Source organism: Variovorax robiniae (assembly GCF_037889955.1).
Taxonomy (GTDB): domain Bacteria; phylum Pseudomonadota; class Gammaproteobacteria; order Burkholderiales; family Burkholderiaceae_C; genus Variovorax; species Variovorax robiniae.
Window position 1 is genome coordinate 346,227 of the sequence record NZ_JBBKZS010000006.1, and the last position, 26,674, is coordinate 372,900.

A 26,674-nucleotide genomic window follows, 5' to 3' on the forward strand; every position below is an offset into this window, starting at 1 on the left:
ATGGACAGCACCACAGCAAGCAGCGCAACGCGGGGCGCCTTCACCCTTTCGGTCGACGGAGTGGACTGCCCCGTCATGGTCGAGGCGGGCGAGACGCTGCTGAAGGCCGGTCTGCGCCAGGGCTTGCGCATCCCCCATCTATGCCTCGTCGGTGATTGCGGCTCATGTCGCTGCCGGCTGGTGTCGGGGCAGGTCCAGCTCAAGAAGGACATCAGCAATCACATCCACCTGGGCGACATCGCGTCTGGCCATCTGCTGGCCTGCCAGGCACTGGCAGGCAGCGACGTGCAGCTCGAGGTGCCGGGACTGTCTCCCATGGCTTCGGACGCCTTGGCTTTTCGCAATCTCAAGGGGCGCATCGTGTCGACGGATCCCATGAACCACGACATTCGCGAAGTGGTTGTCGAACTCGAGGCCCCGATGCAATACCGCGCCGGCCAGTATGCACAGGTCACCGTTCCCGGCCACGATGGACTGGCGGACGAACCGCGCTGCTATTCGTTCTCCGAGGCGCCTGTTGCGGGTGGCTCGACCCGCGTCACCTTTCATGTACGCCGCGTCCCCGGCGGGCTGCTCACCGAATGGCTCTTTGCATCCGATCGCACCGGACACGCACTCGACGTGAGCGGCCCGCTGGGCGACTTCGCGCATGACGGCAGCGCCACGCGGCCGATGGTCTGCGTGGCCGGCGGCAGCGGCCTGGCGCCGATCAAGGCTTTGATCGAAGAACTCGCAACGCAGGCGCAAGTGCCCGATCTCACGCTCTTCTTCGGCGCCCGTACGCAGGCCGATCTGTACTGCCTCGAAGAGATCGAGACGCTGCAAACGCGCTGGCGCGGCCGCTTCATCTTCGTGCCAGTGCTGTCGCTGGAGCCTGTGAGTTCCGGCTGGAGCGGCCTCACAGGCTACTGCGGCGAGCACCTCGACAAGTTCTGCGACTTGCCCTCCAGCAGCTTTTACTTTTGCGGTCCGCCGCCCATGGTCGATGCCCTCGTGCATCGGCTGGAAGGCCAGGCGGACGCACGCCACATTCACTACGACCGCTTCCTAGACAGAAGCACCCTCAACCTCCAGGAGACAACTGCATGATCATCAACAACTTCAAGACCTTCCGCGGCCGCGCAGCAGCCCTCGCCGTCTTTGCCCTTGCCGCTGCGGCGGTAACCCAGGCTTCTGCCAAGGAAGTGGATGCCAGCCTCGACGTGGGCGTCGGCATCAAGACCATCGCACGCGTCGGCATTCCCGGCGGCAAGCAGCGCATGACCTACAACGCCGAAGGCGCGGGCAAGCTGATCCTCGCAGGCCGCGAACTGCCGGTGTACGTCAGCTGCGACGGCACGGACATCATGCTGGGCCAGAACAAGCTGGTCGACGGTTTTGCCGATTGCGAGGCGCGCACCGTCAAGTCGGGCGATGTGTATTTCCACTTCCAGAAGGTCTTCGAAGCCGATGGCAGCTGGAACCAGATCGGTCATTTCACGATCACCGGCGGCACCGGTGAACTGGCAGAACTCAAGGGCGTTCTCCCGGCCCGCGTCGAGATGAGCCCGCCGTTGAGCGGTGGCAAGCTGGTCTTCGGTGCCTCCAGCAAGGGCAAGTTGAGCGACAAGTAAGCCGGCGACTGCTTCCACGAGGACGACACCATGACCATTGACATGAAACTCGGGCTGCTGATGCTCGTCCTGCTGCTGGTGGCAGAAATTGCCGCCGGCGAGTACAGGAAGCCGCGCACCTTCTCCATGGGCGAGCTCGGTGTGAGCCTCATCAGCTTCGCCAACCTCGCGCTCGTGCGTGCGACGCAGCTTGCCGGACTCACCTGGCTGCTCAATGCCTTCTTGCCGACCTGGAAGGGCGCGCTTGGCGGCGTCAGCCCCTGGCTGATCTTCCCGATCGCGATGCTGATCGACGACTACGGCAACTATTGGGTGCACCGCATGGGGCACACGGTGCGCTGGATGTGGCGACTGCACAAGGCGCACCACACGGCCACCAACCTGAACGTGCTGGCGACGATGCGCAACAACTGGATCTTCTACGCGCTGATCCCCAACACGACGATGGCGGCGTTGCTTTACTTCCTCGGCGCGACCGAGGCGGCGATGGGCGTCCTGGGCCTGAAGATCGTGATCCTCAACCTGCAGCACACGGGCGTGCGTTGGGACCTGTGGCTGCGCAAGTTCGCCCCGACGGGCTGGCTGCTCAACGGTCTTGAGAAGATCTTCGTGCTGCAGGACTACCACCACGTGCACCACGGCATCGGGCGCTACGGCAATGCGTCGTCCAACTACGCGAACATGTTCGTGTTCTGGGACCACCTGCATGGCACCAGCATGGGTTCGCCGCGCAAGCACCAGGACGCCTACGGGCTGCCGGTGGGGGTGGAGGCCGAGCCCTGGTACGAGCAGGTGTGGTGGCCGCTGTTCCGGGGTTCGCGCCGGGTGGCTACCGTGGCGGCGAGTGCCTTCGAGCTGCCGAGGTTCAGCGCGGAGGAAGTGGCCCGTGCCAAGGCGGTGATCTACCTGCCGGACGGCCGGCCGGTCGTCGTCGCTGGCGCTGCGGCGCGCTGACCAACACCTTCCTCGCAACAAGGCGCAGGCGTGCAATCCGCGCCTGCGCCGACTCGCACTTCAAAACAGCAAGCAAGACAACATGAACGACACCACTTTGGCGTCACGGCGTGCCGTGGGCGCGACCGAGCGCGTCGCGCGGCTATTCGCGGCGCAACAGGCCGCATTCAACGCCAACCCCTATCCCTCCTTGAACGAGCGGAGAGCGCAACTCAAGGCGCTCAAGAACCAGCTGCGCCGCTACCAGGACCTCTTGGCGGAGGCGGCCAGCAAGGACTTCGGCTTTCGCTCGCCGGCCGAGACACGCATGCTCGACGTGCTGTCGGCCATCCTCGAGATCAACCATGCGCTCGGGCACGTGCGCAAATGGATGAAGCCGAGCCGCCGCTCCACGGAACTGCTGTTCATGTCCAACAGCCTGCGCGTGGAATACCAGCCCAAGGGCGTGGTGGGCGTCATCGTGCCGTGGAACTTTCCGATCTACCTGGCGATGGGCCCCATCACCGCGGCGCTTGCGGCCGGCAACCGGGTCATGGTCAAGATGCCGGAAGTGACACCGGCCACCAACGCAGTGATTGCGCGCCTGCTTGGTGAAGTTTTCAACGAGGAGCAGGTGGCGGTGGTCGGCGAGGAACTGAGCGACCCGAACGTCTTCACCTCGCTGCCTTTCAACCACATCGTTTTCACCGGTTCGCCAGCCGTCGGCAAGGTTGTGATGCGCACGGCCGCGGAGAACCTCACGCCCGTCACGCTGGAGCTGGGCGGCAAGTCGCCTGCCGTCGTCACGCGCAACTATTCCCTGCGGGAAGCCGCGATGCGCATCGTGCACGGCAAGGGCGCCAATGCCGGCCAGATCTGCGTGTCGCCTGACTATGCGCTTGTGCCGCGTGAATCGCTGGACACCTTCGTCGTCGAGGTGAGGAACGGCTTTCGCTCCCTCTATGGCGAGCACGTGGAGGGCAACCACGACTACACGGCGGTGGCCAATGAGCGCCAGCACCGGCGCGTACTCGCGCTTCTCAATGACGCGCGGGCCAAGGGCGCCACGGTGCTCTCATGCGCGGACGCCGGACACGGCCGTCAGATGCCCCTGCACATCGTGACCGGCTGCACGGACGACATGCTGGTGATGAAGGAAGAAATCTTTGGTCCCGTGCTGGCCGTGCTTCCTTACGACACCATGGACGATGTCGTGGCGCAGATCCAGAGCCGCCCGCGCCCGCTGGCGATGTACTGCTTTGGCCACGACGCGGCCGAGCGCCAGGACCTGCTGCGCCGAACGCACGCCGGTGGCGTGACCATCAACGACTGGGGCTGGCACCTCATCAACCACGACGCGCCTTTTGGGGGCACCGGCAACTCGGGCATGGGCAATTACCACGGTGAAGAAGGCTTTCGCGAACTGTCGCATGCCAAGACAGTGTTCAAGCGCCACCGCTTCTTCCCGATCGGCCTGTTCTATCCGCCGTATGGAACCTTCGTGCAGCGCCTGGTGATGAAGGTGTTCGTCGGCGACGCCGACGGCTCGCTCAAGGGCAGGTAAGCAAATCCAACAAGACGACCGAATCCCATGACTTCCAGCAAACCTTGGCTCGCCAGCTATGGCAGCCGCATTCCCGCCGAAATCGACCCCAACCGCTATGCATCCGTCGTGCACCTGTTCGAAGATGCAATGCGGCGCTATGCCGACAAGCCCGCCTTCCATAGCTTCGGTCACACGCTGAGCTATGCTGACTGCGAGTGCCATTCGCGCGCATTTGCGGCCTATCTGCAAAAGCGTCTCGACGTGCGTCGCGGCGACCGCATCGGCGTGATGATGCCGAATCTGCTGGCCTTCCCGATCGCGATGATGGGCATCCTGCGGGCCGGTGCGGCGCAGGTCAACATCAATCCGCTTTACACGCCGCGCGAACTGGAGCACCAGCTCAATGACGCAGGTGTCGAAGTGCTGGTGATCTTCAGCGGCAGCACGCCGACGCTCGGCGACATCATCGGCAACACCGGCGTCAAGACCGTGATCACGGTTGACGTGGGCGATGGCGGCACCGGCAACTTGCCCAGCCCGCCCGTCGACACGCGGCTTGCAGGCGCCATGCCTTTTTCCAAGGCGCTTGCACTGGGCGCGATGCTCGAATTCGACCGCGTCGAGCTTGCAGGCGACGACCTGCTGTTCCTGCAATACACCGGGGGGACCACGGGTGTGTCGAAGGGCGCAGCCCTGTCACATCGCAACGTCGTCGCCAACACCGAGCAGTTCAAGCCCTTCATGCCGGATGCCATGCGCCCGGGCGAAGAGGTGGTGGTCACGGCCCTGCCGCTCTATCACATCTTCGCGCTGATGGTGAACCTGATCACCTATTTCTCGCTGGGCGCGCAGAACTGGCTCGTGGCCAATCCGCGTGACATGGACGGCTTTGTAGCCATCCTCGCCAAGGCCCGTTGCAGCGTGATCACCGGGGTGAACACACTGTTTGGCGGCATGCTGGCCCACCCCCGTATTGGCGAGGTGGACTTCTCGAACCTGCGCCTGGCAGCTGGTGGTGGCTCGGCAATCCTGGCGAGCACGTCGGCGAAGTGGAAAAAGCTGACGGGGCTCGACATCCAGGAAGGCTATGGACTTTCCGAAACCTCGCCGGTCGTGAGCTTCAACCCGCAGATGGTCGATGGCTTTTCTGGCACGGTGGGGCTGCCCTTGCCCTCGACCGAGGTCAAGCTGGTGGCCGACAAGGACCACGAGGTGGCCATCGGCGAAGCGGGCGAAGTGTGCGTGCGCGGCCCACAGGTCATGCGTGGCTACTGGCAGCAGCCTGAGGCCAACGCAAGCGCCTTCACCGATGACGGGTTCTTTCGCACCGGCGACGTCGGCGTGCTCGACGATCGCGGCTTCCTGCGTATCGTGGACCGCAAGAAAGACATGGTGCTGGTGTCCGGCTTCAACGTCTACCCCAACGAGATCGAAGCGGTCGTTGCCGGATGCCCCGGCGTTCTGGAGTCGGCCTGCGTCGGCGTCAGCGATGAGAGAACCGGCGAGGCCGTGAAGCTCTTCGTGGTGCCGGCGCCCGGTGCAACGCTTACCGAGGAGCAACTGGCCGAGCACTGCCGGCGCGAGCTGGTGGCCTACAAGGTGCCCCGGCATTTTCGCTTCGTCGACGCGCTGCCAAAGTCAACGGTCGGCAAGATCTTGCGGCGGGAACTGCGCGACACAGCCTGAGGCTCAAATGGCGGCAGCCTGCAGTCGGCGCTTGTCCATGTGACGTCAGCCCCTACCGTGATGAAGGCATTCAACCGGCTGAACGTGGTGGGGACCGCTTCGTCAAAGAAGGGTGGCTCGCCGCAAGCGTCCGGGAATCCCCCTTGACTGACGATGACTCGTTGGATCTGGGCCACGGGGCGGCGGCTTTTGGCGAGGCGCATCGTTTAAGACACCTCTCACACGCACTCGTCGTAGGAGACTGCCTACCTAGCAGTCGTTTGCTGTCGCACAGAATCGTGCGATGCAATCTTCAAACACAGCGCGAGCCGCCATCTGCGTGTGGCTGCTATCGGGAGGCCTCGCCATGGCAACCACTTCAAACGCCCAATCCGCGACCGCCGCCACTTCGGCGGTCCCGGTCACAGTGGACAACTTCGTCCGCGCCGAGAGTGACACATATGTTGCCGCTCTCACGAAACAGGGTGGTGGTCTCGGCAAGTTGCTGCATCGTCGCGAGCCGGCGTCCATCGATCATCAGACGGTGATCCGGCTCAACCGCGACACCTTTTATTCATCGGGCACCTTCGACCTCGACGCCGGGCCTGTCACCATCACCATGCCCGATTCGGGCGCACGCTACATGGCGCTCCAGGTGATCAACGAGGATCACTACACGCCCAATGTCTACTACGGCGCCGGCACTTACACCCTGACCCGCGAGAACGTTGGCACGCGCTACGTCGTTGCCGCGATCCGAACTTTGGTGGACCCGAATGACCCGCAGGACATCCAGAAGGTCCACGGCCTGCAGGATGCGATCAAGGTCAGCCAGAAGGCGCCCGGCACTCTCGAGTTGCCCAATTGGGATCCGGTGAGCCAAAAGAAGGTGCGCGATGCCCTGCTGGTGCTCGCTACCACTATCCCCGACTTCAAGGGCGCCTTCGGCACCAAGGAGCAAGTCGATCCCGTGCGGCGGCTTGTCGGTGCTGCAGCGGCTTGGGGCGGCAACCCGGACAAGGATGCGACCTACTTGAACTTCACGCCGGCAAAGAACGATGGCAGCACGGTCTACAAGCTGTCGGTGAAGGATGTCCCGGTGGACGGCTTCTGGTCGGTCAGCGTGTACAACGCCGCTGGCTACTACGAGAAGAATGCCACCAACGCCTACTCGCTCAACAACTTGACTGCAAAGAAGAGCGCGGACGGCAGCATCGCAATCCAGTTTGGTGGCTGCGACGCCCAGGTGGCGAACTGCCTGCCGATCGTCAAGGGCTGGAACTACACCGTGCGGCTCTATCGGCCACGGCAAGAGATCCTTTCCGGCGCCTGGAAATTCCCCGAACCGCAACCGCAAAGTTGAACCGGAGCAGCACCATGCGGCAATTATTCAAAACCTCGTTGGCATGGGCAATGGCAACGATCGCCTTCATGGTGCAGCCGGCAACTGCGCAGAACTCAGTTCCCTCGGCTTCCGAGGTGCGAGCCATCGCCAAGGAGGCTTACATCTACGCCTTCCCGATGATCGAGAACTACAACACGATGTACAAGCAGGTGGCAAGTCCACAGGCACCCGAATACGTCGGCGGCTTGGGCAAGTTCCGACATTACTCGGAGGCGTTCACCCCGGACAACCACGACATCGTGACGCCCAACAACGACACGCCCTATTCATGGGCATGGATGGATCTGCGGGCCGAACCTTGGGTGGTGAGCGTGCCGGCAGTGCCGAATCAACGCTACTACGTGCAGCAGTGGATCGACCTGTTCACCTACAACTTCGCCTATATCGGCTCGCGCGCTACTGGCAACCAGGCCGGCAGCTACATGTTCGTCGGCCCACATTGGAAGGGCAAGACGCCGGCCGGCATCAAGAAGGTGTTCAGGTCCGAGACCGACATCATCCTGACGCTGACCCGCACCGCATTGAATGGCCCGGACGACGTAGCCGCGGTGAAGGCGGTGCAAGCGGGCATGAAGCTGCAAACGCTTTCGGCCTTCCTCCGCAAGCCCGCGCCGCCGGCCGCCCCACAGATCGAATTCCCTGCATATGACCCGGCGAAAGGGCACTCGCACGACTTCATTGGCTACCTGAACTTCCTGCTGCAGTTCACGCAGCCGCCGAATGCGAGCGAAGTCGGCCTGATGAAGCGCTTTTCAGAGATCGGTATCGGACCTGGCGTGCCTTTCGATGCTTCGAAGCTGTCGCCGGACTCGCTGGCCGCCATCGATGCCGGCGTGGCGGACGCCAAGACGGCAATGGCCGAACAGGGGAAAGTCACGCTGTCTTCCAACGGGCTCTTCGGCACGCGCGCCGACATGAAGAACGACTACATGAAGCGGGCTCTCGGCGCGCAGAAGGGCCTGTATGGCAATTCGCTGATCGAGGCCTGGTATGGCGGCTACGTTGGCGACGGCAGCAAGCTCTCGACCGTCCACTTCGCGCCAGGTCAACTGCCGCCGGCAAAGTTCTTCTGGTCGATGACGCTCTACACGTTGCCCGATCGATTCCTCTATGCGAACAACCTCAAGCGCTACTCGATCGGCGACCGGACGCCCGGCCTGAAGCGCGATGCCGACGGCGGCCTCACGCTCTATCTGGGTCATGCCTCGCCTGGCGCGGATAAGGAATCGAACTGGTTGCCCACGCCCGAGGGCAAGTACAGCGCTGTCGCCCGGGTCTACGGACCGAGCAAGGCTGCGATGAGCGGTGCCTGGAAGCTGCCGCCGTTGACGCCGGTCGCGCAGTAGAACGAGTTCGCTTTTTGCTTCGGGCGGAACGCCGATGAAAGTCGTGCCGTCATAGAGCTGCGGATAGAACACGTCCAGAACGGGGTGCACCGCGAACACATGCAGCTTCCAGTCGTGCGGTTGCGCATGACTGATGACATGGCGACCGAGCAGCCCTTGCGAGCCCCTCGACGCGCAGCGGTCTTGACCGGCGTCAGTCCTTGTGCCGGATGCGAATCTCGACGATCTCCCCGGTGAAGGCGTTGTCCCAGGGGTCGTAGTCCTCGGTCACCGGCGAATACGCGTCCACACCGACATCGGCCGTCTCGCCCGCGAGCGACCACACCGCGCCGTGCGTCTTCTCGATGCGGCCTTCGCCCACCTTCTTGCCATTGATCGAAAGTGATCCGGTGCCGCCCTTGTTGGGCCCGCCCCCGTCGTAGTCGAAGTCGTAGACCACCTGCACCTTGCCTTCCGGCAGGGCTTCCGACCCCTCGATCTCGTAGAGTTCGCGTGCCAGCCAGTTGTAGGCCAGCTTGGGCTTGTTGTCCTTGACGTACAGGCTCCATCCGCCGAAGAGCCCGCCCTGTGACACCAGCACGCCCTTGGCTCCGCCCTTGGGTATCACGATGTCGGCAGTCACCGTCAGCGAGCGGCTCAATGTGTCGATGAAGACGTTCTCGGCCATGCCGCCCATGCCGGCGTAGAGAACCATTTCCTTGCGGTCCCCCATGATGTCCGGCCGCCCGGCGACCGACGCGTTCAGCCGCTCGAAGGAGCGGTCGTCCATCGGATAGACGCCGAACTTGATGGCCTCCTGATGGAACAGCTCCTGCAATTCCTTGAGCTTGGCCGGCTCCTTCTTCGCGAGGTCGTTGGCCTGGCCAAAGTCGTCGGGGAGGTAGTACAGCTCCCACGTGTCCTTGTCGTAGCTGTCCACGCGCGGACGGTCCTCCCACGGTGCACGGTGCATCACGCAGGCCATCCAGCCGTCCTTGTAGATGCTTCGGTTGCCGGTGCACTCGTTGTACTGCACGGTGTGGCGATCCTTCGCCTTGGCATCGTCGAAGCTGTAGGCCATCGGCGTCCCGGCAATCGGTATCTGCTCGACGCCGTTGACCCACTTGGGTTCAGGGATGCCGGCTGCCTCGAGGATCGTCGGCGCGATGTCGATGAAGTGCGCGTACTGCGTGCGGTACTCGCCCTTGGACTTGAAGCCCTTCGGCCATCGGATCACCATCCCCTGGTTCTGGCCGCCGCCCTGGCACGCGTTGATGCACCAGGTGGCGGGCGTCGAGCCGGCCATGGCCCAGCCCACCGCGTAGTTCGGATAGGACTTGGGCCCGCCGTACTCGTGCATGCGCGTCTTGAGGTACTCGATGTCTTCAGGCGCGCCGTTGAGGTTCGACCACTCGTTGAAAGTCCCGTTCAGCGCACCGATGGCGGTTCCACCGTTGTCGCCCGCGATGTAGACGATGATGGTGTTGTCCTTGTCGCCGAGGTCATCGATGGCCTGGACCAAGCGTCCGATCTCGCGGTCGGTGTGCTCGCAGTAGCCCGCGTAGACCTCCATCTGGCGCGACAGCACTTCCTTGGCGTCATCGGGCAAGTCATCCCATTTGGCGATGTCCGGCGGATTAGGCGCCATCTTCGTACCGGGTGGTATCACGCCCATCTTGAGCTGGCGTTCCAGGATTTCCTCGCGCAGCTTGTCCCAGCCCTGGTCGAACTTCCCCTTGTAGACGTCGAGCCATTCCTTCGGCGGCGTGTGCGGCGGGTGTGAGCCGCCAGCGGCGTAATACATCATGAATGGACGGTCGGGCGCGAGCGAGCGCGTGGCGCGAATCCATGCAATCGCCTTGTTGGTGATGTCGACGCTGAAGTGATAGTCAGGGTCTCTGGGCACGCCCAGTTCGGTCGTCCCGTCGACGAGGTATGGAGAGAACAGGTTCTTCTCGCCGCCGATGAAGCCATAGAACTTCTCGAAGCCCTGGCGTGCCGGCCAGTGATCGAACGGTCCGGCCACGCTGGTTTCCCACGGCGGGGTCTCGTGGCTCTTGCCGAACATCGCCGTGCAATAGCCCCACTGGCGCAGGATCTCCGCCAAGGGCGCCACGGTCTTGGGTCGGATGCCGGTGTCACCGGGATAGGAGGTCGCGCCGTCCACCACGGCGGACTGGCTGTTCTGATGCTGGTTGCGCCCGGTCAACAACGCGGTGCGGCTCGGCGAGCACAGGCTGTTGCAGTGGAAATTGGTGTAGGTCAGGCCCTCGGAAGCGAGCTTGTCGAGGGTAGGGAAGTTGATCGCCCCGCCGAATGTGGAGGGGTCGCTGTAGGAAGTCTGGTCCAGCAGCACGATCAGCACGTTCGGTGCGCCCTTGGGCGGGCGCACGATGAAGGGCTTGGGCTGGGGCACCTTGCGCCAGTCCGGCTCCGTGATCGGGTCGTGCTTCGGAGGCAGGAACGGCAGCACTTCGCCATGCTTGTACTTCGAGTAGTCAAAGCTCACGGTAGATCTCCTTTGCAGAAAGGTGGTCGCCCACGCAGGCGTCCATCGGCTACCTTAGCCAGCCGATGTCACGGTGCCAATGTCCATGGGGGAATCCCACGCTTCCCCAAGGGGAAGGGCGGCCTTCCCCATTTGCCGGTTGGCACCTGCGCGGCGAGGGTCTAAATTGATTGCAGGCGCCATAACCCTGACGCATTCAAATACAGGGGCTCGCGTGGAATCTGGAGAGCGTCCGCTGGTGGTCGTCGTCGAGGACGACGATGACGTTCGGTCGGCCGTGCTGGTTGCGCTGGACGTGCTCGGGTTCGAGGCGCGTGGCTTCGCCGAGCCGCAAAGCCTGATGCGACTGACACCGCCGCCGGATGCGCACTGCCTGGTGCTCGACATCGGCTTGCCGGGCGTGACAGCTTTTGAACTGTACAAGTCCCTCTGCAAGGATCGACCGGCCGTGCCGGCGGTGTTCATCACGGGCCGCGACGACGCGAGCGGGCGTGCGGCGGCTGCCGCATTGCATGGCGAATACCTGCTCAAGCCATTTACCGCCACCGCGTTGCGCGATGCGGTGGATCGCGCCACCGCCGGCAGGGCTGCTTCCAAATGACCCCTCGCGACGACCCGCGCGACGATGCGCGTCTCTTCGATGGCGGCCCGCCGCTCGGGTTGCTTCGTCTCTGGGGGCGCTTTGGCCACCATCGCCCTCGCTTCTGGCGCCGCGCGCTGGTCATCGTGTGCCTTGGCTGGCTACCCTTGCTGGCCTTTGCCGCGCTTGCCCTGGCGAACGGGCAGGACGGTGTGTGGCGGGCCTTCCTGCGCGACGCGTCGGTGCATGCGCGGTCGTTGGTTGCGGCGCCGCTGCTCGTGCTGGCGGAGGCGATCTGCATTCCAAGGCTCGGCGCGCTGGCCTCCACCTTCTGCGAGCGAGGCATCGTGCCTGCGGCCGTGGTCCCTGCTTATCGCGTCGCGGTCAACAGAATTCAGCGCTTGCGTGACAGCTGGTTTGTCGAGGCATTCGCCGTGCTGGCGGCGTACCTGGCGGCATTGCTGATCGTTCGCTATGTGCCTGCGAGCTTCCTGCCCGACTGGCACCGCGGCGATGCCAACGCGCCGCTCGCGCGCTCGCTGGCGAGCTGGTGGCATGCGATGGTCAGCCTGCCGCTGCTGCTGGTGCTGGTCGTTGGCTGGGTCTGGCGACTGTTCCTCTGGGCACGCTACCTGTGGCTCGTCTCGCGCTTGCCGCTGCGCCTGCTGGCGCCGCATCCGGATGGCGCTGCGGGGCTGATGTTCGTCGGCTATTCGTTGCGCGCTTTCACGCTTCCGGCTGCGGCAGCCGGCGCCGTTGTCGCGGCCACGGCACTCGCGCACATCTGGGCCGGTGGAGCAGGTGGGCCGGAGATGCTCGCGCGCCTTGCCCTCGTGACCATCATCATCGTCCTCGTGGCCTGCGTGGCGCCGCTGCTGGCCTTCAGCGGGCAACTGTTGCACAACTGGCAGCGTGGGACCGTCGACTACGGCGCGCTGGTGCAACGCGTCGGCGTCGCGCTGGAAGACAAGTGGATGCGGAGACCGCAGGACCCGTCCGCGACCGATCCGTTGTCGACCGGCGACTTTTCGGCCGCAACCGATCTCTTCCAAACGGCCGACAAGGCTTTCTCGCAACGGTTGACCGCCATCGACCTGCGCAGCCTGTTGGCGCTGACAGGGGCTACCGCGTTGCCGTTCGGCCTGGTGGCCCTTGCGCTGGTGCCGTTCGACCAGGTGCTTCAGCAGTTGGTCGGCTTGTTCCTGTGAAAGGCTCGGGCTGGATGCGGGGGAGGCCCAGCAATGCCTCCACGAGTTGAGGCACCGAATGAACGCTCATCTTTTCCATCACCTGTGCACGGTAGCTCTTCACCGTGCGTTCGGAGACGCCAAAGTCGGCGGCGATCTGCTTGTTGAGGCGCCCTTGCACGATCTGCCTGGCCACGCTCTGTTCTCGCTGCGAGAGCGTGAGAAAGCGATGTCGCAGGGACTCGGACTCTTCCTCGATGGCCTGGCGCTCATCGGCCATGGCAAAGGCGGCGGCGATCGCTGCTTCGACTTCTTCCCGCCGGAACGGCTTGGTCAGGAAGTCCACCGCACCAGCCTTGAGCGCCCGCGCGCACATGGGCACATCCGCCTTGCCGGACAGGAAGATGATCGGAATGCGAAGGCCGCGCTCGTTCAGCACGCGTTGCAAGTCAAGGCCACTCTGGCCCGGCATGTCGACATCGAGCAGCAGGCAGCCCGGCAAGGACTGCCAGGCAGAGAACAGGAACTCGCCGGCGCTGCGATGCCCGGTCGCGTCATGCCCCAGCGCCTGCAACAGGCTTAGAAGGGCATCGCGCATGTCGTCGTCATCATCGACGACGTGTACACATTGGTTCTTCATCACAGTCCATGCTCCTGAAGGCCTCCCGCCGAACCGATCTCCGTCCTGGCAATGGGCAAGGTGAAGCGGAAACTGGCACCGCCCTGCGCGTTGTTCGCCGCCGTGATGGTCCCGCCATGCGCCTCGACGATGGAGCGCGCGATCGGCAGGCCGAGCCCCATGCCGTCGGGCTTGGTGGTGAAGAAGGATTCAAAGAGCTTCTGTTCCTCGACCTTCAGGCCATGTCCGCTGTCGTCGATGCCGACCAGCGCGAAATCATCGTTCAATCGCCGCGTCGAGACAAGCAGGTGGCGGCGACCGTTCGAGGCACGCATCGCGTCGAGCGCGTTCAGGATCAGGTTGAGGAACACCTGCTGCAATTCACCCTTGTCGGCCAGCACCAGCGGCAATGCGCTGTCGAGTTGCTGCTCGGAGCTCACGCCGGCACGCGTGATGGTGCCTTCGACCAGCGGCCACATCTCGGTGATCAGCGCATTGAGGTCCAGCGCCACGGTATTGACCTGGTGCCGCCGCACCAGCGAGCGCACGCGGTGCGTGACCTCGCCCGCCCGGATTCCAGCCTTGCGGATGTTGCCGACAAGCCTGAGCGCGCCGTCGACATTGGGCGGCTGTTGCCTCAGCAGCAGGTCTGCCGTGTCGGCACTCGTGACGATGGCACCCAGCGGCTGATTCACCTCGTGCGAGATGCTCGCCGTGAGTTCGCCCAGGGCCGACAGCTGCGCGACCTGGCTCAGGGCCTCGCGCTGCGTGACCGTCAGGCGCTCGGCGCGGCGGGCGCGAGCCCGCTGGACCAGCAGCGCCGAGATGATCGCGGCTTGCAACGCGGTGAGCGCCACCGCGATGGCAATCTGCCACCTGTAGCGCGACCAGAAGCTTGGCTCTCGGAACTCGACCAGGGTACTTGGCGACAGTGCCTGCTCCTTGAGCGCATACCTGCTCATTGCGCGCCAATCGACCATCGTGATGGCGGCCGGGGCCGGCCGGACCATCCCGCGCGCTTCCGAGCCCGGGTGAGCCAGCATCTGCACCGCGAGCTCCGCAGCCTCTTCGCCTTGCTGCTGCCAATTGGAGATGGCGCCGCCGACGATGCCCTGCCCGAAGTAAGTGTCGAAGAAGCTGTAGATCGGTGCACGCGAGGCGGCCGCCAATTGCGGGATCAGATCGCGCGGAATGAAGACGTTGCCGCGCCCGTCCCTGAAGATGCTGGTGTAGAGCACGATGGTGTCGGGCGGCAGGCGTGCCACGTCGCCGAGAGTCTCCTCGATCGCTCCCGTGCCGAGCCACACCACGTCGAGGCCGCGCGCGTCCGTGGCAAGGGCCTTGCTGACGCGGTTGGCCCAGGTCCTGTCATAGGTCGAACTGCCGGCCACCACCGCGATCCTGCGCGCATCGGGTTGCAGCAGGCGTGCCAAAGCCAGTGTGCCGCGGACATCGAAGCGCATCGCAACGCCCGAGATGTTTGGGCCTGGCGTCAAGTCACTGATCTCGTCTTCCGGAATGCCGCAGAACACGATGGGCGCTGACGGCCACAGCGACTGGCGCGTGCGGAGAAGGAAGTCGATGGCAGGCCGGCGCAGGGCGATGACGACATCGGGAGGCTGGCTGCCGTAGCGCGTCTTGAGTTGAGGCGCGAGCAGTGCGTCGGAGTCGTACGGCGCACCGGCTTGCAGCGCCTGGAGCGGCTCGCTGGTCATCTCGAAGCCGTTGGGCAAACGTTCGTTGAAGACGCGGCGAAGGCCCTTCACCTGCTCGACCGCCGACGGCAGGTAGGGGTCTCCGCCCTGGATGACAAGCACGCGCACGGGGGCTGATGGCTCGGCTCTGGTGCCGGAAACGAGAACGATCGCTCCGAACAGAAGTGCGAAAAGAGCGCGCGCGCAAAAGCCAAACCGGTGATTGCGGGTCCGCTCGAGGGCCGTCATGGTGGATTGGGTTCGAGCCTGAACCTTAAGGGCCTCGGATCGCGTCGGCTATGGGTCGTCAGTGCACGGGCTTTCGCACTTTGGTGCAACGGCCACGACAGCGAGTGTGACTGCTCGCATCTTCGGGCCCAGATCGCTCTCCGTGACATTCAGAAGCAGTCGCTCACGCGCGACTTCGTCATGGTCGTACTTTGTCGCCTGCGATCCGAACTGACGACCTCTGCGACGGTCGGGTTCCAAGTGAGATCGGCCCGTTCGTCGAGAAGAGTGCCAAGTTCTGGCATCGCCGACCTCTGTCATTGGGTAGCAAAATTCGAAGGACAGCAGAGCAGTCCGCGGCGCTAGTTCGCGGCCTTCGCCCCAACACCCGCAAATGGCCGTACTCGCAGGTCTCGACAGTCGGCCGGCGATATTGAGCGCCATCAGCGGGCAAAGGCGACGCGCGAACGACGGCAGCGGCGGCGGGCGGGAGGCACCGTGCAGCGGGCTGCGGCAACAGGAATGGCGAAGGCACCGCTGTCCCGGATCGACAAATCGATGTCCCGGATAAGCAAGAACCAAAGGCGCGATCCGCAGGACACTCGCGTTGTCGCTCCCCAGGCCCGCATCACCAACACCGGAGACAGGAAAATGAAAATGCCGCACCTTGCACGCGCTGCCGTCGCACTCGTCGGATGCTCGCTGGCCCTCGGCGCCTGGGCTTTGGGCGAGAAGCCCGTAAGGCTTGTCGTCCCTGCGCCAGCGGGCGGAACGATGGACATCGTCGCTCGCGTCGTCGGGCAGCAGATGGCGCTGGACATCGGTCGGCCGGTGGTCGTCGAGAACCGCCCGGGCGCCGGCGGCTCCATTGGACTTCAAGCCATGCTGCAGGCGCCGCCGGACGGCAACACCCTCGTGATGGCGGCCAGCAACGTGCTGGCGGAAACGCCGCAGGTGGTGAAGATGCCCTTCGATCCGCTCAAGGACGTGGTGCCGATCGCGGCGGTGGCGCGCTCGGGCGTGGTGCTCGTGACGGCAGCCGGCTTCCCCGCCAAGGACTTCCAGGGCCTGGTCGCCGAACTGAAGGCGCGCAAGGGCAAGTCCAGCTTCGCCAGCTACAGCCCCGGCACCGTGTCGCAGTACGCCGGCCTGATCCTCAGCGACCGCGCCGGGCTGGACATGCAGCATGTCGGCTATGCCGGCTCGCCGCCCGCGCTGCAGGACCTGCTCGGTGGCCAGGTCGACATGATGTTCGACGGCATGCTGACCTCGATGCCGCTGATCAAGGCCGGCAAGCTGCGCCCCTATGCCTTCAGCGGCAAGACGCGCTCGAACTACCTGCCCGACGTGCCGACCACCACCGAGCTGGGCTACCCGGAGCTTCAGTTCCGCGGCTGGGTCGGCTTCATCGGCTCCAGCAAGCTGCTGCCCGATGTGCTTGCGAAGCTGCACGCCACGATCCAGAAGGCTGCGCAGGCGCCCGCGGTGCAGCAGAAGCTGGCGGATGTCGGCCTGGAGCCCGAACTCAGCATCGACACGCCCGCGCTGCTCAGCGAGACCCGGGCGATGTTCGAGCGCAATGCCGCCATCGTCCGGAAGTTCCACATCCAGGCGAACTGACTTGCGCCATCCCATTCCACCGGAGACCCTTTCATGAAGATCAGACCCATCACCCCTTCGCTGGGGGCGGAAGTCTCGGACATCCACATCGGCGAGGCCTCGCGCGACCCTGAACGTTTCGCGCAGATCCGCGCCGCGCTGCTCCAGCACAAGGTGCTTTTCTTCCGGGGACAGGACATCACGCGTGCCGAACACGTCGCCTTTGCGCGCTGCTTCGGCGAGCTTGAAGACCACCCCGTGGTCGGCAGCGACCCCGAGCATCCGGGCCTGGTCCGCATCTACCGCAGCGACAACAAGCACAGCTACGAGAACACCTACCACAGCGACGGGCTGTGGCGCTCCGCCCCCGCAATGGGCGCGGTGCTGCGCTGCATCGAGTGTCCCGAGATCGGTGGCGACACCATCTGGGTCAACATGGTGCAGGCGCACGACGAACTGCCGGACGAGATCAAGCAGAAGATCGGCAAGCTGCGCGCCAAGGCCAGCATCGAGCATTCCTTCGGTGCCGTCATGGCGCCCGAGGCCCGCATCAAGCTGGGCCAGGACCATCCGCCGGTGGAGCATCCGGTGGTGCGCACGCACCCGGAGACGGGGGAGAAGGTGCTCTTCGTCGGCAGCTTCACCACGCACTTCGCGAACTACAGCACGCCCGAGAACGTGCGGCACGGCATCGACAAGACGCCGGGCGCGGCCCTGCTGCTGAACTACCTGGTCAGCCGAGCCAGCATTCCCGAGTACCAGGTGCGCTGGTCCTGGCAGCCCGGCGACGTGGTCGTCTGGGACAACCGCAGCACGCAGCACTACGCGCTGAACGACTACTGGCCCGCGCCACGCAAGATGGAACGTGCCGGCATCGTCGGCGATGTGCCGTATTGAGACTTCGACATCCGCATTGCAACCTGGAGACGCAAGAACATGAACTTCCTCGACGGCCACCTGTTCCCGGAAAACCAGCAGCCGCTGATCATCACCGCCGCCCCCTATGCGCCGGGTTGGCTTCCTTCGGACTTCCCGGAAGAGATCCCGGTCACGATGGAGCAGCAGATCCAGAAGGCGGTGGACTGCTACAACGCGGGCGCGACCGTGCTGCACCTGCATGTCCGCGAACTCGACGGCAAGGGCAGCAAGCGGCTGTCGAAATTCAATGAACTCATCGCCGGTGTGCGCAAGGCCGTGCCCGAGATGATCATCCAGGTCGGCGGCTCCATCTCCTTCGCGCCCGAGAGCGAAGGCGCGGCCGCCAAGTGGCTGAGCGACGACACGCGCCACATGCTCGCGGAACTCGAGCCGACACCCGACCAGGTGACGGTGACCGTCAACACCTCGCAGATGAACGTGACGGAACATGCCGAGCTGGCCGATTTCAAGGGCACCTCGCGCGAGATCCCGGCCATCTTCGAGGCCTACAAGGAAATGACGGTGCCGGCCCAACCCGGCTGGGTCGAGGAACACATCCGCCGCCTCAGCAAGGCCGGCATCCAGAGTGCCTTCCAGTGCTACAACATCAACAGCTTCGAGTCGGTTGAGCGACTGATGCGCCGCGGTGTCTACAAGGGCCCGCTGGTGATGAACTGGGTGGCCATCAGCGGTGGCATGGATGCACCCAACATCTACAACCTGGCCAACTTCGTGCGCGCCGTGCCCGACGGCGCGGTGCTCACGGTGGAAAGCTCGGTGCGCAACGTGCTGCCCGTGAACATGTTTGGGATTGCCATGGGCTTGCACGTGCGCTGCGGGACGGAAGACGTGCTGTGGAACCAGACGCGCTCGGCCAAGATCGGCACCGTCGCGCAGATCGAGCAACTCGTGCGCATCGCACGCGAGTTCGGCCGCCCGATCGCGACGGCGCAGCAGGCGCGCGAGATCTCGAAGATCGGCGTCTTCTACGACACGGCGGAAGAATCGCTGCAGGCCAACGGCTTCGCGCCCAATCGCCATGGGGCGAACCAGGGGTTCCTGCGGAAGGCCGCCTGAACAGTCGTGAACGGACCGACCATGCCCGCCCACCCCTTCATCCACACCTTCTGGCGCCTCGTAGAGCGCATGGCACACGCCATGCGCCTTGAAGCGCTCATTCAGAGGGCGACGGCGGAGCCTTGAGCCGCCACGCCGGCGGCCTCATTGCGGCTCCACTGCGAGGGGCTGCAATCGAAGTGCTTGCGAAACCAGTGGCTGAAGCTGCTGGGTCCCGAAAAGCCCAGCAGTTCGGCCACCTCGCCAAGCGGCAGGTCGCTGTCGCGAAGGTGGCGCCTGGCCAACTCGGAGCGCGCGTCGTCGAGCAAACCGCTGAAGGTGAGCCCTTCCGCGTCCAGCCGGCGGGCCAGCGTGCGACGGTCGACACGCAGGTGCCGTGCCACCTCCTCCACGGTGCAGCCACCGCCGGACAACAGGGCGAGTATCAGTTCCCGGCAAGCGTCACGCGTGCTCTCGCCACGGCGCTTCAAGGCCGCATCGAGGTACTCGCGCGCGAACCGCGTTGCACCCTCATCCCCTGGACCGCGCGGCTTGCGCAGATCGGACGCGGCGCAGACCAGGCCGTTGAAGTCCTGGTTGAACTTGACGTTGCGCGTGAAGAAGGCCCGGTGCGCCGACAGGTCTGCCGGCGGGCGGTGCGTGAAGCAGACCTGCAGCGGTCGCCAGTTCGGGTCGGTCAACTCGCGCAGGATGCGGAACATGATGCCGACGGCGAGCTCGATCGATTGGCGCATCGGCAGCCCGGCGCTCGGCACCAGGTCTTCACGGAGGATGATCGTGTCGCCCGCTTGCTCCAGCCGGAAGATCAGCGAGGCATTGACCAGCTTCAGGTAGCGGCCCAGCGTGTCGAGCGCAGCCAGGGGTGTGGGCTCTTCCTTCAGCACGACGCTGATCGGCCCCAGCGCAGAGAGCTTGCGGTGGGCAGCCAGGCGCAGAGCGAAATCTTCAGTGCGCGTGGCGCGCGCAGTGATCTCGAGCAGCTCGCGCACGGCGTCGCCGGGGATCAGCGTCTCGGGATGCTCCAGCAGCCTGGCCTGCAGGCCCACGGTGCGCATGAACGCTTGGGGATCCCGGCCGAGTGATCGCACCAGCTCCTCATAGCCGCTCAGGCTGGCGCTGCGTATGAGTCGACCGAGATGCTTCATGGGGGTGTCACGTCGACGCCGATTTTCTCCTGCTCATCCTGCGGGATCGAACACCCTGAGAAACTCGCGTCGCGTCTTGGGCCCGTAGGTCCTGAAGTGAGGGTCGGGTTTCTCCAGGTAGGCCATGCGCTTTTGGGCGACCGGGTCGCGGGCGGTGTATCGCTTCACTTCCGTCGGCGTCAAGCCGTACACCTTCGCGGCGTTGAGACCGAATATCCTGGCCCGCAGCGCAGGCGTCATCTCGGGATAGCCGTGCCGTTCGCGCAGCTCCGCCGAGATCTGGAAGGTCCGGAAGGCCTGGATCTGGTCCTGCGGCGAGCCGTACCAGATCGAATCCGTGCCCCACAGCACGTTGTTCTCGCCGCATGCGACGATCAGTTTCCCCAGGGCGTGCGCCGCCTGTTCGGGGTCACGCATCAGGAAGCGCCACGTGCTGCCCAGCTCCGCATAGACGTTGCTGTTCGGCTGGACCTGGTTCTTGCGCAAGGACGTGATCAGCGTGTCGATGCCGTCGCTCTTGCCGCTCGCGTCGTAGGCCTTTTCGGTCACCGTGGTGACGAAGCCCGAGTGATAGATCAGGAAGTTGACGTCCGGATAAAGCTTGGCGACGACGCCGATGTCGCTGCACTGGCTGTGCTCGTAGGAGCGTTGTCCGAACGGCAGGCCCTTGTGGATGCAGATGTTCTTCACGCCCAGTGCGCGAGCCTTCTCGATGAAGCGGATGCCGACGTCGTCGTGCAGGAAGTAGCCCTTGCCCTCCGGTCCGTACTGCGTGTAGGTCTTCCAGGCGCTGATGCGCCACTTCTCGTGCAACTCGTCCATGCCCTCGAGGTCTCCGGGCTGGTTCGGGTTGACGCGCCCGTGCAACAGCAACCGGTGCGTTCCCTCGAGCTTGTCGACCAGCCTGCGGACCTCGTCGGCGGCCTGGATCGTGACCGGTTCGGCGTCCCGGGCGGAGGGCACGAAGGACAGCACCATCACGTCGGTGTCGCTGTCCATGAACACGTCCTTGAGGAAGACCTCCGCGTTCTTCGAGTTGCCTTTCGGCGTGTCGATGAAGTGGCCCTGGACGTCGAGGATGAACTCCTGCTTGACGGGGCCGACCTGCGCGCGCGCGAGCTGCATGTCCTGCGCGGCGTCGCGGGGCAGTTCGAAGAAGCCGCCGGCCCTTCCGGCCGCGGCGTTGGCCGCGTTGAAGGCCAGCAGTGTGCTGGCTGCCCCACAGGACGAGGTCAGGAACGCTCGCTTGGAGCATCCCAGCCGCTTCGCGTTGGTTGCCGCGGCCTCGTGCGCGAGGCGGTTGGCCTCGATGTTCGCCGGCCACAGCGCCACCGGTGCGAACTCGCCATTCGAGGCGCTGTCGAGCTTGATGGGAAGGCGCTTGCCCTCAGGGTCGCTGTCATGCATGGTGGTCCCCCGGTTTGATCGAGAAGCAGAAGTCAGCGCGCGCGCCGGTAGTGCATGGCGACCGCGCCGTTGCGCAGCGCCTTCGCCGAGATCAACTCGAGCCGTCGCGTGTTGGGCAGCCCGCTCCCGTACAGGGTCGGGCCGTGGCCGGCAATCCTGGGGTGGACGAGCAACTGGTACTCGTCGATCAGGTCCAGCCGGTCCAGCTCGGTCGCGAGCTTGCCACTGCCGAGGAGCACGCCGTCCGGCATCGCGTCCTTGAGCTTCTGTACACCCGTGCGCAGGTCGCCGGCGATGTGGTGGCTGTGGGTCCACGGGAAGTGCTTTCGCGTCGAGGACACCACGTACTTCGGCTTGGCCTCCAGCTTCACCGCCCACTCGCGCAGCGCCGGCGGTGCCTCCACGTCGCCGCGGGCGACCGCTGGCCAGTAGCTCTCCATCATCTCGTAGGTGACGCGGCCCCACAGCATCGCCCCGCCCTCGTCCATGAGGCGGGTGAAGAAGGCGTGCGTCTCGTCGTCGGCGATGCCTTCCTGGTGGTCGACGCAGCCGTCCAGGGTGACGTTGATGCTGAAGGTCAGGAGACCCATGGTGTCCTCCGATCGAGATACGCGACGAGCCGTTCGTCGTCTGGCTTCAAGGGCATGCGCCCGATTGATGCAGACAGCGGCGTCCGTCGGAGCGACTCTGCCAGCAGCTCGAGTCCGGCGCAACGATAGATATCGATTGCCGCGTGTCGGGGCAATGTGTTTCCACCGAGTCGCACTGCGGTTGACAGGCTTCGTTCAGCATGTCCTGTGGTCCTGAAGGTGAAACGTCCAGGCTCAGATCCCGTGCGGCAGAGGCGCGTCAATCTGCACCAGACCGGCCAGTCGCAGCTCGCGCCAGAAGTCCTGCGGCACCACCGCTTCCAGCGCGGCTCGGTCCTCCACGATGCGCCCCGGCTGGCTGGCCCCGGGGATGACCGCGGCCACCGCGGGGTGCGCCAGTGCGAACTGCAGCCCGGCAGCCTTCATCGTCACGCCGTGGCGATCCGCGATCGTCTTGATGGCCTGGACCCGGGCCAGGATCTCCGGCGTGGCAGGCGCGTATTCGAAGTTCGGCCCGCCGACCAGCGCGCCCGAGCTGTAGGGACCGCCGACGACGATGCCCAGGCCGCGCGCCGCCACCTGCGGCATCACGCGCTGCAGGGCCCGCGCGTGGTCCAGCAGCGTGTAGCGGCCGGCGAGCAGGAAGCCATCCGGACGAGGCCCTTCCAGACCCAGCAGCAGCTCGATCGGCTCCACCCGGTTCACGCCCAGACCCCAGGCACCGATCACGCCTTCGTCGCGCAGCCGGTCCAGCGCCTTGAAGGCGCCCTTGCGGGCGGTCTCGAACACGCCGAGCCACTCGTCACCATAGAAGTCCTGGGCGACATCGTGCACCCAGGCAATGTCGATGCGGTCCGTCTTCAGGCGCTTCAGGCTGTCTTCGATCGAGCGCAGGGTCGCGTCTTCCGAGTAGTCGTTCACGATGCGGTTGGCGCGGCCATGCCGGAACACATCGCCCTTCTCGCCGAGGTCGCGGGCGTTGACGTCTTCCACCTCATCGAGGATCAGGCGACCGACCTTGGTGCTGATGACGAACTCGTCGCGGTTGCGCGCGGCCAGCGCCTCGCCGAGTCGCGCTTCCGCCAGGCCCGCGCCGTAGAAGGGCGCGGTGTCGAAGAAGCGGATGCCGTCGTTCCACGCAGCATCCACGGTGGCCCGTGCTTCCGCCTCGGGAATCGCGCGAAACATGTTGCCCAGGGGGGCGGTACCGAAACCCAGCTTGCCGGGAAGAAGGCTCTTCAAAGTCATGGTGATCTCCTGTGAATGGCGCAATGATGGCCGTCCGCAAGAAATTGATCCAATGTATTTTCTCCATTCCAGATTTATGGCTCACAATAATTCTGGATGCGATACGACCTGAACCTGTTGCCCATCTTCGTGGCCCTGCTGGAAGAGCGCAGCGTGACCCGTGCGGCGGATCGCCTGGGCATGACCCAATCGGCGCTGTCCAACGCGTTGACGCGCCTGCGCACCATGCTGCAGGACCCCCTGTTCATCCGCGAGCGCTACGGCATGCGGCCCACGGCCAAGGCAGAAGCGCTGGCACCGGCGCTGACATCGGCGCTGGCGGCGCTGGACACCGTGGTCCTTGGCCAGCAGGCCTTCGACCCGTCCCGCGCCGATCAGCTGGTCACGATCGCGCCGAACAGCTACGTGGAGTTCGTGTTCGTGCCGGCCCTGACAGCGCGGCTGCGCGAGCTGGCGCCGGGCATTCGCCTGCGCACCTTGCCCTTCGGTGCCGACATCGCCGCGACGGGGGTCACTTCCGGAACCACGGCGATGGTGCTCGGCCGCATCACCGATGCGCCGGACAACCTGGTCGTGCAGCACATTGCGGAGGACGGCCTGGCCTGCGTGGTGCGTGCCGACCATCCGAAGGTCGGCACGAAGATCACCAAGGCGCAATACGAGCGGATGAAGCACGTGAACCTGCTGCCGGCGGGCGGGCGCCTGCGCGCGGGGCTGTTCCAGGCGCTGGAGCGGGGAGGGCTCAAGCGGGACGTGGCGGTGACCGTCACCCACTTCATGTCGATCCCTGAGATCGTGGCCGCCACGGACTACTGTGCAACGCTGCCGAAGCTGATCTGCCGGCGCCTGGCGGGCGATGCGAGGTTGAAGGTGCTGCCGGCGCCGGTCGACCTGGGCACTTTTCCGATGCAGATGGCTTGGCATGTGCGCTATCGGCACGATCCGGCGCATGTGTGGCTGCGCGATCTGGTGGCGGAGGTGGCTGGGTCGCTGTGAGTGAACCGCTACTGCTGCGCGCGTAAGGGAAACTCGCAGCGCCGCTCAGGGGCACGGAGCCGCCGATCTGGCACGCTTCGCCGACGTGACGCCGCTATCGGCAAGGGCGACTTCAGTGGACTTCGCGTGAAGCGCCTTCAGATCGCGATCGCGTCGACCGTTTCCTTGATGTGCTTCAGCACCGCCGCCTTCATCGTCTGTACCTCGTCATCGAGCTTCCTGTCCTTCGACGAGCGGCGCCCGATCTCGTCGAACGTGCTGTCAATCAGGGACTTTGCCACTTCCGACTCGCCGATCTTCGCCGCGATGTTCTTCTTCGCGACCTCGGTGTCGAGCTTGCCGGCAACGAATGTGCGCGACGCCTTGGGGCCGACCGAGACCGGCTTGGTGACGGCGTCGATCTTCGCGCTCGTCGCTGCGCCGGCCTTGCCGAAGTCGCCGCTGTCGAACTGGCCGTAGAAGATCGAGTTCGACTCGCCGCGCGCTGTCTCAAGCAGCTTCGCGCACTGCTGGCACGGCGTCAGGCTCGAGAAAACGACGGAGTTCGCCGGCAGCTTCGGCTCGCCCGGCTTGGCGGTGAAGTAGGCGAGCATCAGGTTGACCTCGGCATGATGGAAGCCCGAGCTGTTGAAACCCCACGCGAGGATGCGACCGCTGTCGCTGACGAGGATCGCGCCGACGTAGTTGCCAAGCATGGTGCTCTTGTAGCGCGCGCGAGAGATCACGGCGTAGGCCGCAAGCGTGTAGTAGCGCAGGGCGCGCTCGAGCGCCTTGTCGCGCCCGCCGCCCGCGTCGGCGAGCGCGGACCGGGCGGCGACCTTTTTCGCCATCGCGCCGAGGCCACCTCCGCCGATCGGGCCCGGGGCGTCGCCGAGAAAGCGGCCGGCGATGCGCAGCGCCGTCACGGGAGCCAGCGCCGTGCGCGCAATCACCCAGTCGGCCGAGTCACGCTGCCACTTGCGCAGATCTTTGCATTCGCCCGGGTTCCCCATGTGCACAAGCTGCGACGACATGTAAGTCGTCAGCCAGTGGTCGGTCGCCAGGTTCGTGTAGACAACCCGCTTGTCCACGACCGAATCCAGCAGATGTGCCGCAGCCGGCACGCTGTCGTTCGTCGACACGTAGTAGTTCAACACCGCGTTCGCCGGCAACGCGGTGCCGCTGCCGGGAGGCTCGAGGTAGGCCGCGATCGACTTGCCGGGATTCTCGCGCTCGAGCCGCGCGAACTCACCTTTCACGTCCATTTTTGTCCTCCTCGTAGGGGCCGGGCGCCGCTTCAACCTGCGGAAGGCGCAGAGCATGCCACGAGGTGTCCCGCAGCACAACGCGGCCGGCGATGTATCCGACGGCATATGCCGCTGCCACGGGCCTCAACGTCGGGCCCGGAGTGCCCGCTTCCTGAGGGCCGGCGCCGCCCCCGACGCGCCCCGGCGTCCATCCAGCCGCGAGATCTCCACGGCCGCACTGGCAAAGCTCTCCCGGATGAACTCGAACGCGCGGGAACTCGCAGGCGCCAGCGTACGCCCGGCCCGATGGATGATCCCGAGCGTCAGGTCCAGGTCCAGCGCCGGCGTCACGTCGAGTGGCACCACGACGCCGGCCTTCAGCGGGTCGAGCACCGCGATGGCCGTCGACGGCGTGACAGCGTCGCTCGATGCGAGCAGGGCGTGCACCGTGGAGAGATCGCTGGTGCTGAGCGCGAAGTGCTGGCTGATCGGCATGTGCAGTCCATAGAGGTCGGCAATCCTGCGCTCGACCGTCTCGTCGGCATAGCCCGCGGAGATCAGCGGATACGCGGTGAGGCGGGCCATCGTGATGTTGCGGCTTGCCGCGAGCGGATGCCCCGCCCGCGCGAACCAGCCGAAGGTGCACGGGTAGAGCGCCTCGGTCGCCATGTCGGGATCGTGCCGCGCGATGCGGACGTCGCCGATGAAGAAATCGAGTTGTTCCTTCAGCAGGGCGGCATGGAGCACGTCGGTGCTCTGCACCATGGCACTCATGCGCAGGCCCGGCGCCTTGGCGAGCATCTCCAGCATCAACGGCGCGAGCAGGAACTTCGCGATCGATGAACCCATGCCGAAGGCCAGCGAACCGAGTTCGCCGTCGCGCATGAGCGCCAGCGAGCGCGCCCCTTCGTTCTCGTCGAACACCATGCGCCGTGCGCGCTCGACGTAGGCCAGGGCATAGGGCGTCGGGCGCAGGCGACGGTCCTGCCGGTCGAACAGCGGCACCCGCAGGACGTCCTCCAGCGCACGCAGGCTGCGCGACAGGGCAGGCTGGCTCAGGTGCACCACCTCGGCTGCGGCGGCCAGCGAGCCGAGGTCCATGACGGCCAGGAAGTGCTTCAACTGACGGATGTTCATGCTGGCCTTTCACTTGCGGGTTATGCA

General features: G+C 65.1%; 22 protein-coding genes. 13 read left to right on the forward strand and 9 right to left on the reverse strand.

The window, feature by feature from the left end; translation table 11 throughout:
- The 7 genes from WKW79_RS16870 (at nt 1) to WKW79_RS16900 (ending at nt 8,508) form a co-directional block, all read left to right on the forward strand.
- A complete protein-coding gene (locus tag WKW79_RS16870) occupies nt 1-1,089 on the forward strand; it encodes a 2Fe-2S iron-sulfur cluster-binding protein (protein WP_340336323.1) in 1,089 nt (362 codons plus the stop codon).
- Nucleotides 1,086-1,613, forward strand: coding sequence for a hypothetical protein (locus tag WKW79_RS16875; RefSeq protein ID WP_340336324.1), 528 nt, complete (start codon nt 1,086-1,088; stop codon nt 1,611-1,613). The genes WKW79_RS16870 and WKW79_RS16875 overlap by 4 nt, the downstream gene beginning before the upstream one ends.
- Nucleotides 1,614-1,643: 30 nt before the next feature.
- A complete protein-coding gene (locus tag WKW79_RS16880) occupies nt 1,644-2,567 on the forward strand; it encodes a sterol desaturase family protein (protein WP_340336325.1) in 924 nt (307 codons plus the stop codon).
- Nucleotides 2,568-2,649: 82 nt separating this feature from the next.
- Nucleotides 2,650-4,110 carry a coniferyl aldehyde dehydrogenase gene (locus WKW79_RS16885; RefSeq protein WP_340336326.1) on the forward strand — a complete coding sequence of 487 codons (1,461 nt, stop codon included), beginning with the start codon at nt 2,650-2,652 and terminating at the stop codon, nt 4,108-4,110.
- Nucleotides 4,111-4,137: 27 nt separating this feature from the next.
- Nucleotides 4,138-5,778 carry an AMP-binding protein gene (locus WKW79_RS16890; protein WP_340336327.1) on the forward strand — a complete coding sequence of 547 codons (1,641 nt, stop codon included), beginning with the start codon at nt 4,138-4,140 and terminating at the stop codon, nt 5,776-5,778.
- A 346-nt stretch (nt 5,779-6,124) separates the two neighbouring features.
- Nucleotides 6,125-7,120 (forward strand): DUF1254 domain-containing protein, encoded by a 996-nt coding sequence (locus WKW79_RS16895; protein WP_340336425.1) that lies wholly within the window; start codon nt 6,125-6,127, stop codon nt 7,118-7,120.
- Nucleotides 7,121-7,170: 50 nt separating this feature from the next.
- Nucleotides 7,171-8,508: a DUF1254 domain-containing protein gene (locus tag WKW79_RS16900; RefSeq protein WP_340336328.1), complete on the forward strand. Its 1,338-nt coding sequence runs from the start codon at nt 7,171-7,173 to the stop codon at nt 8,506-8,508.
- Nucleotides 8,509-8,701: 193 nt separating this feature from the next.
- Here the strand turns inward: WKW79_RS16900 and WKW79_RS16905 are convergent, their stop codons facing one another.
- Nucleotides 8,702-10,996 carry an arylsulfatase gene (locus WKW79_RS16905; RefSeq protein ID WP_340336329.1) on the reverse strand — a complete coding sequence of 765 codons (2,295 nt, stop codon included), beginning with the start codon at nt 10,994-10,996 and terminating at the stop codon, nt 8,702-8,704.
- 214 nt (nt 10,997-11,210) lie between these two features.
- On the opposite strand from WKW79_RS16905, the gene WKW79_RS16910 reads away from it, so the two are divergent.
- Together WKW79_RS16910 and WKW79_RS16915 are read left to right on the forward strand one after the other, a co-directional pair.
- Nucleotides 11,211-11,597, forward strand: coding sequence for a response regulator (locus WKW79_RS16910; protein WP_340336330.1), 387 nt, complete (start codon nt 11,211-11,213; stop codon nt 11,595-11,597).
- Entirely contained in the window at nt 11,594-12,784 is a 1,191-nt protein-coding gene (locus tag WKW79_RS16915; protein ID WP_340336331.1) for a hypothetical protein, read from the forward strand. The genes WKW79_RS16910 and WKW79_RS16915 overlap by 4 nt, the downstream gene beginning before the upstream one ends.
- On the opposite strand, the gene WKW79_RS16920 is transcribed toward WKW79_RS16915, so the two are convergent.
- Together WKW79_RS16920 and WKW79_RS16925 are read right to left on the reverse strand one after the other, a co-directional pair.
- On the reverse strand, nt 12,699-13,403 hold the full coding sequence (locus WKW79_RS16920) for a response regulator transcription factor (RefSeq protein WP_340336332.1): 705 nt from the start codon (nt 13,401-13,403) through the stop codon (nt 12,699-12,701). The two genes, WKW79_RS16915 and WKW79_RS16920, sit on opposite strands and share 86 nt — an antisense overlap.
- Complete coding sequence (locus WKW79_RS16925; RefSeq protein ID WP_340336333.1) at nt 13,403-15,205, reverse strand: sensor histidine kinase; 1,803 nt, start codon at nt 15,203-15,205, stop codon at nt 13,403-13,405. Before WKW79_RS16925 ends, WKW79_RS16920 begins: the two co-directional genes overlap by 1 nt.
- 750 nt (nt 15,206-15,955) lie before the next feature.
- Here WKW79_RS16925 and WKW79_RS16930 point away from each other — a divergent pair.
- From WKW79_RS16930 to WKW79_RS16940, 3 genes are read left to right on the forward strand one after another with little or no spacing between them, the layout of a single operon-like run.
- Complete coding sequence (locus WKW79_RS16930) at nt 15,956-16,924, forward strand: Bug family tripartite tricarboxylate transporter substrate binding protein (RefSeq protein ID WP_340336334.1); 969 nt, start codon at nt 15,956-15,958, stop codon at nt 16,922-16,924.
- Nucleotides 16,925-16,957: 33 nt separating this feature from the next.
- Nucleotides 16,958-17,800 carry a TauD/TfdA dioxygenase family protein gene (locus WKW79_RS16935; RefSeq protein ID WP_340336335.1) on the forward strand — a complete coding sequence of 281 codons (843 nt, stop codon included), beginning with the start codon at nt 16,958-16,960 and terminating at the stop codon, nt 17,798-17,800.
- A 39-nt stretch (nt 17,801-17,839) separates the two neighbouring features.
- Complete coding sequence (locus WKW79_RS16940) at nt 17,840-18,898, forward strand: beta-keto acid cleavage family enzyme (RefSeq protein ID WP_340336336.1); 1,059 nt, start codon at nt 17,840-17,842, stop codon at nt 18,896-18,898.
- A 101-nt stretch (nt 18,899-18,999) separates the two neighbouring features.
- On the opposite strand, the gene WKW79_RS16945 is transcribed toward WKW79_RS16940, so the two are convergent.
- From WKW79_RS16945 to WKW79_RS16960, 4 genes are all read right to left on the reverse strand, one after another.
- On the reverse strand, nt 19,000-20,043 hold the full coding sequence (locus tag WKW79_RS16945; protein ID WP_340336337.1) for an AraC family transcriptional regulator: 1,044 nt from the start codon (nt 20,041-20,043) through the stop codon (nt 19,000-19,002).
- 33 nt (nt 20,044-20,076) lie between these two features.
- Complete coding sequence (locus WKW79_RS16950) at nt 20,077-21,450, reverse strand: amidohydrolase family protein (protein ID WP_340336338.1); 1,374 nt, start codon at nt 21,448-21,450, stop codon at nt 20,077-20,079.
- A 32-nt stretch (nt 21,451-21,482) separates the two neighbouring features.
- Nucleotides 21,483-22,040, reverse strand: coding sequence for a dihydrofolate reductase family protein (locus tag WKW79_RS16955; protein WP_340336339.1), 558 nt, complete (start codon nt 22,038-22,040; stop codon nt 21,483-21,485).
- 234 nt (nt 22,041-22,274) lie between these two features.
- On the reverse strand, nt 22,275-23,288 hold the full coding sequence (locus WKW79_RS16960; RefSeq protein ID WP_340336340.1) for an aldo/keto reductase: 1,014 nt from the start codon (nt 23,286-23,288) through the stop codon (nt 22,275-22,277).
- Between the two features lie 96 nt (nt 23,289-23,384).
- Here WKW79_RS16960 and WKW79_RS16965 point away from each other — a divergent pair, with 96 nt between their 5' ends.
- On the forward strand, nt 23,385-24,284 hold the full coding sequence (locus WKW79_RS16965) for a LysR family transcriptional regulator (protein WP_340336341.1): 900 nt from the start codon (nt 23,385-23,387) through the stop codon (nt 24,282-24,284).
- A gap of 137 nt (nt 24,285-24,421) precedes the next feature.
- On the opposite strand, the gene WKW79_RS16970 is transcribed toward WKW79_RS16965, so the two are convergent.
- The gene (locus WKW79_RS16970; protein ID WP_340336342.1) at nt 24,422-25,585 is read right to left on the reverse strand and encodes a cytidine/deoxycytidylate deaminase family protein; all 1,164 of its coding nucleotides are present in this window, start codon (nt 25,583-25,585) and stop codon (nt 24,422-24,424) included.
- 69 nt (nt 25,586-25,654) lie between these two features.
- The gene (locus WKW79_RS16975) at nt 25,655-26,647 is read right to left on the reverse strand and encodes a LysR family transcriptional regulator (protein WP_340336343.1); all 993 of its coding nucleotides are present in this window, start codon (nt 26,645-26,647) and stop codon (nt 25,655-25,657) included.
- Between the last annotated feature and the right edge of the window lie 27 nt (nt 26,648-26,674).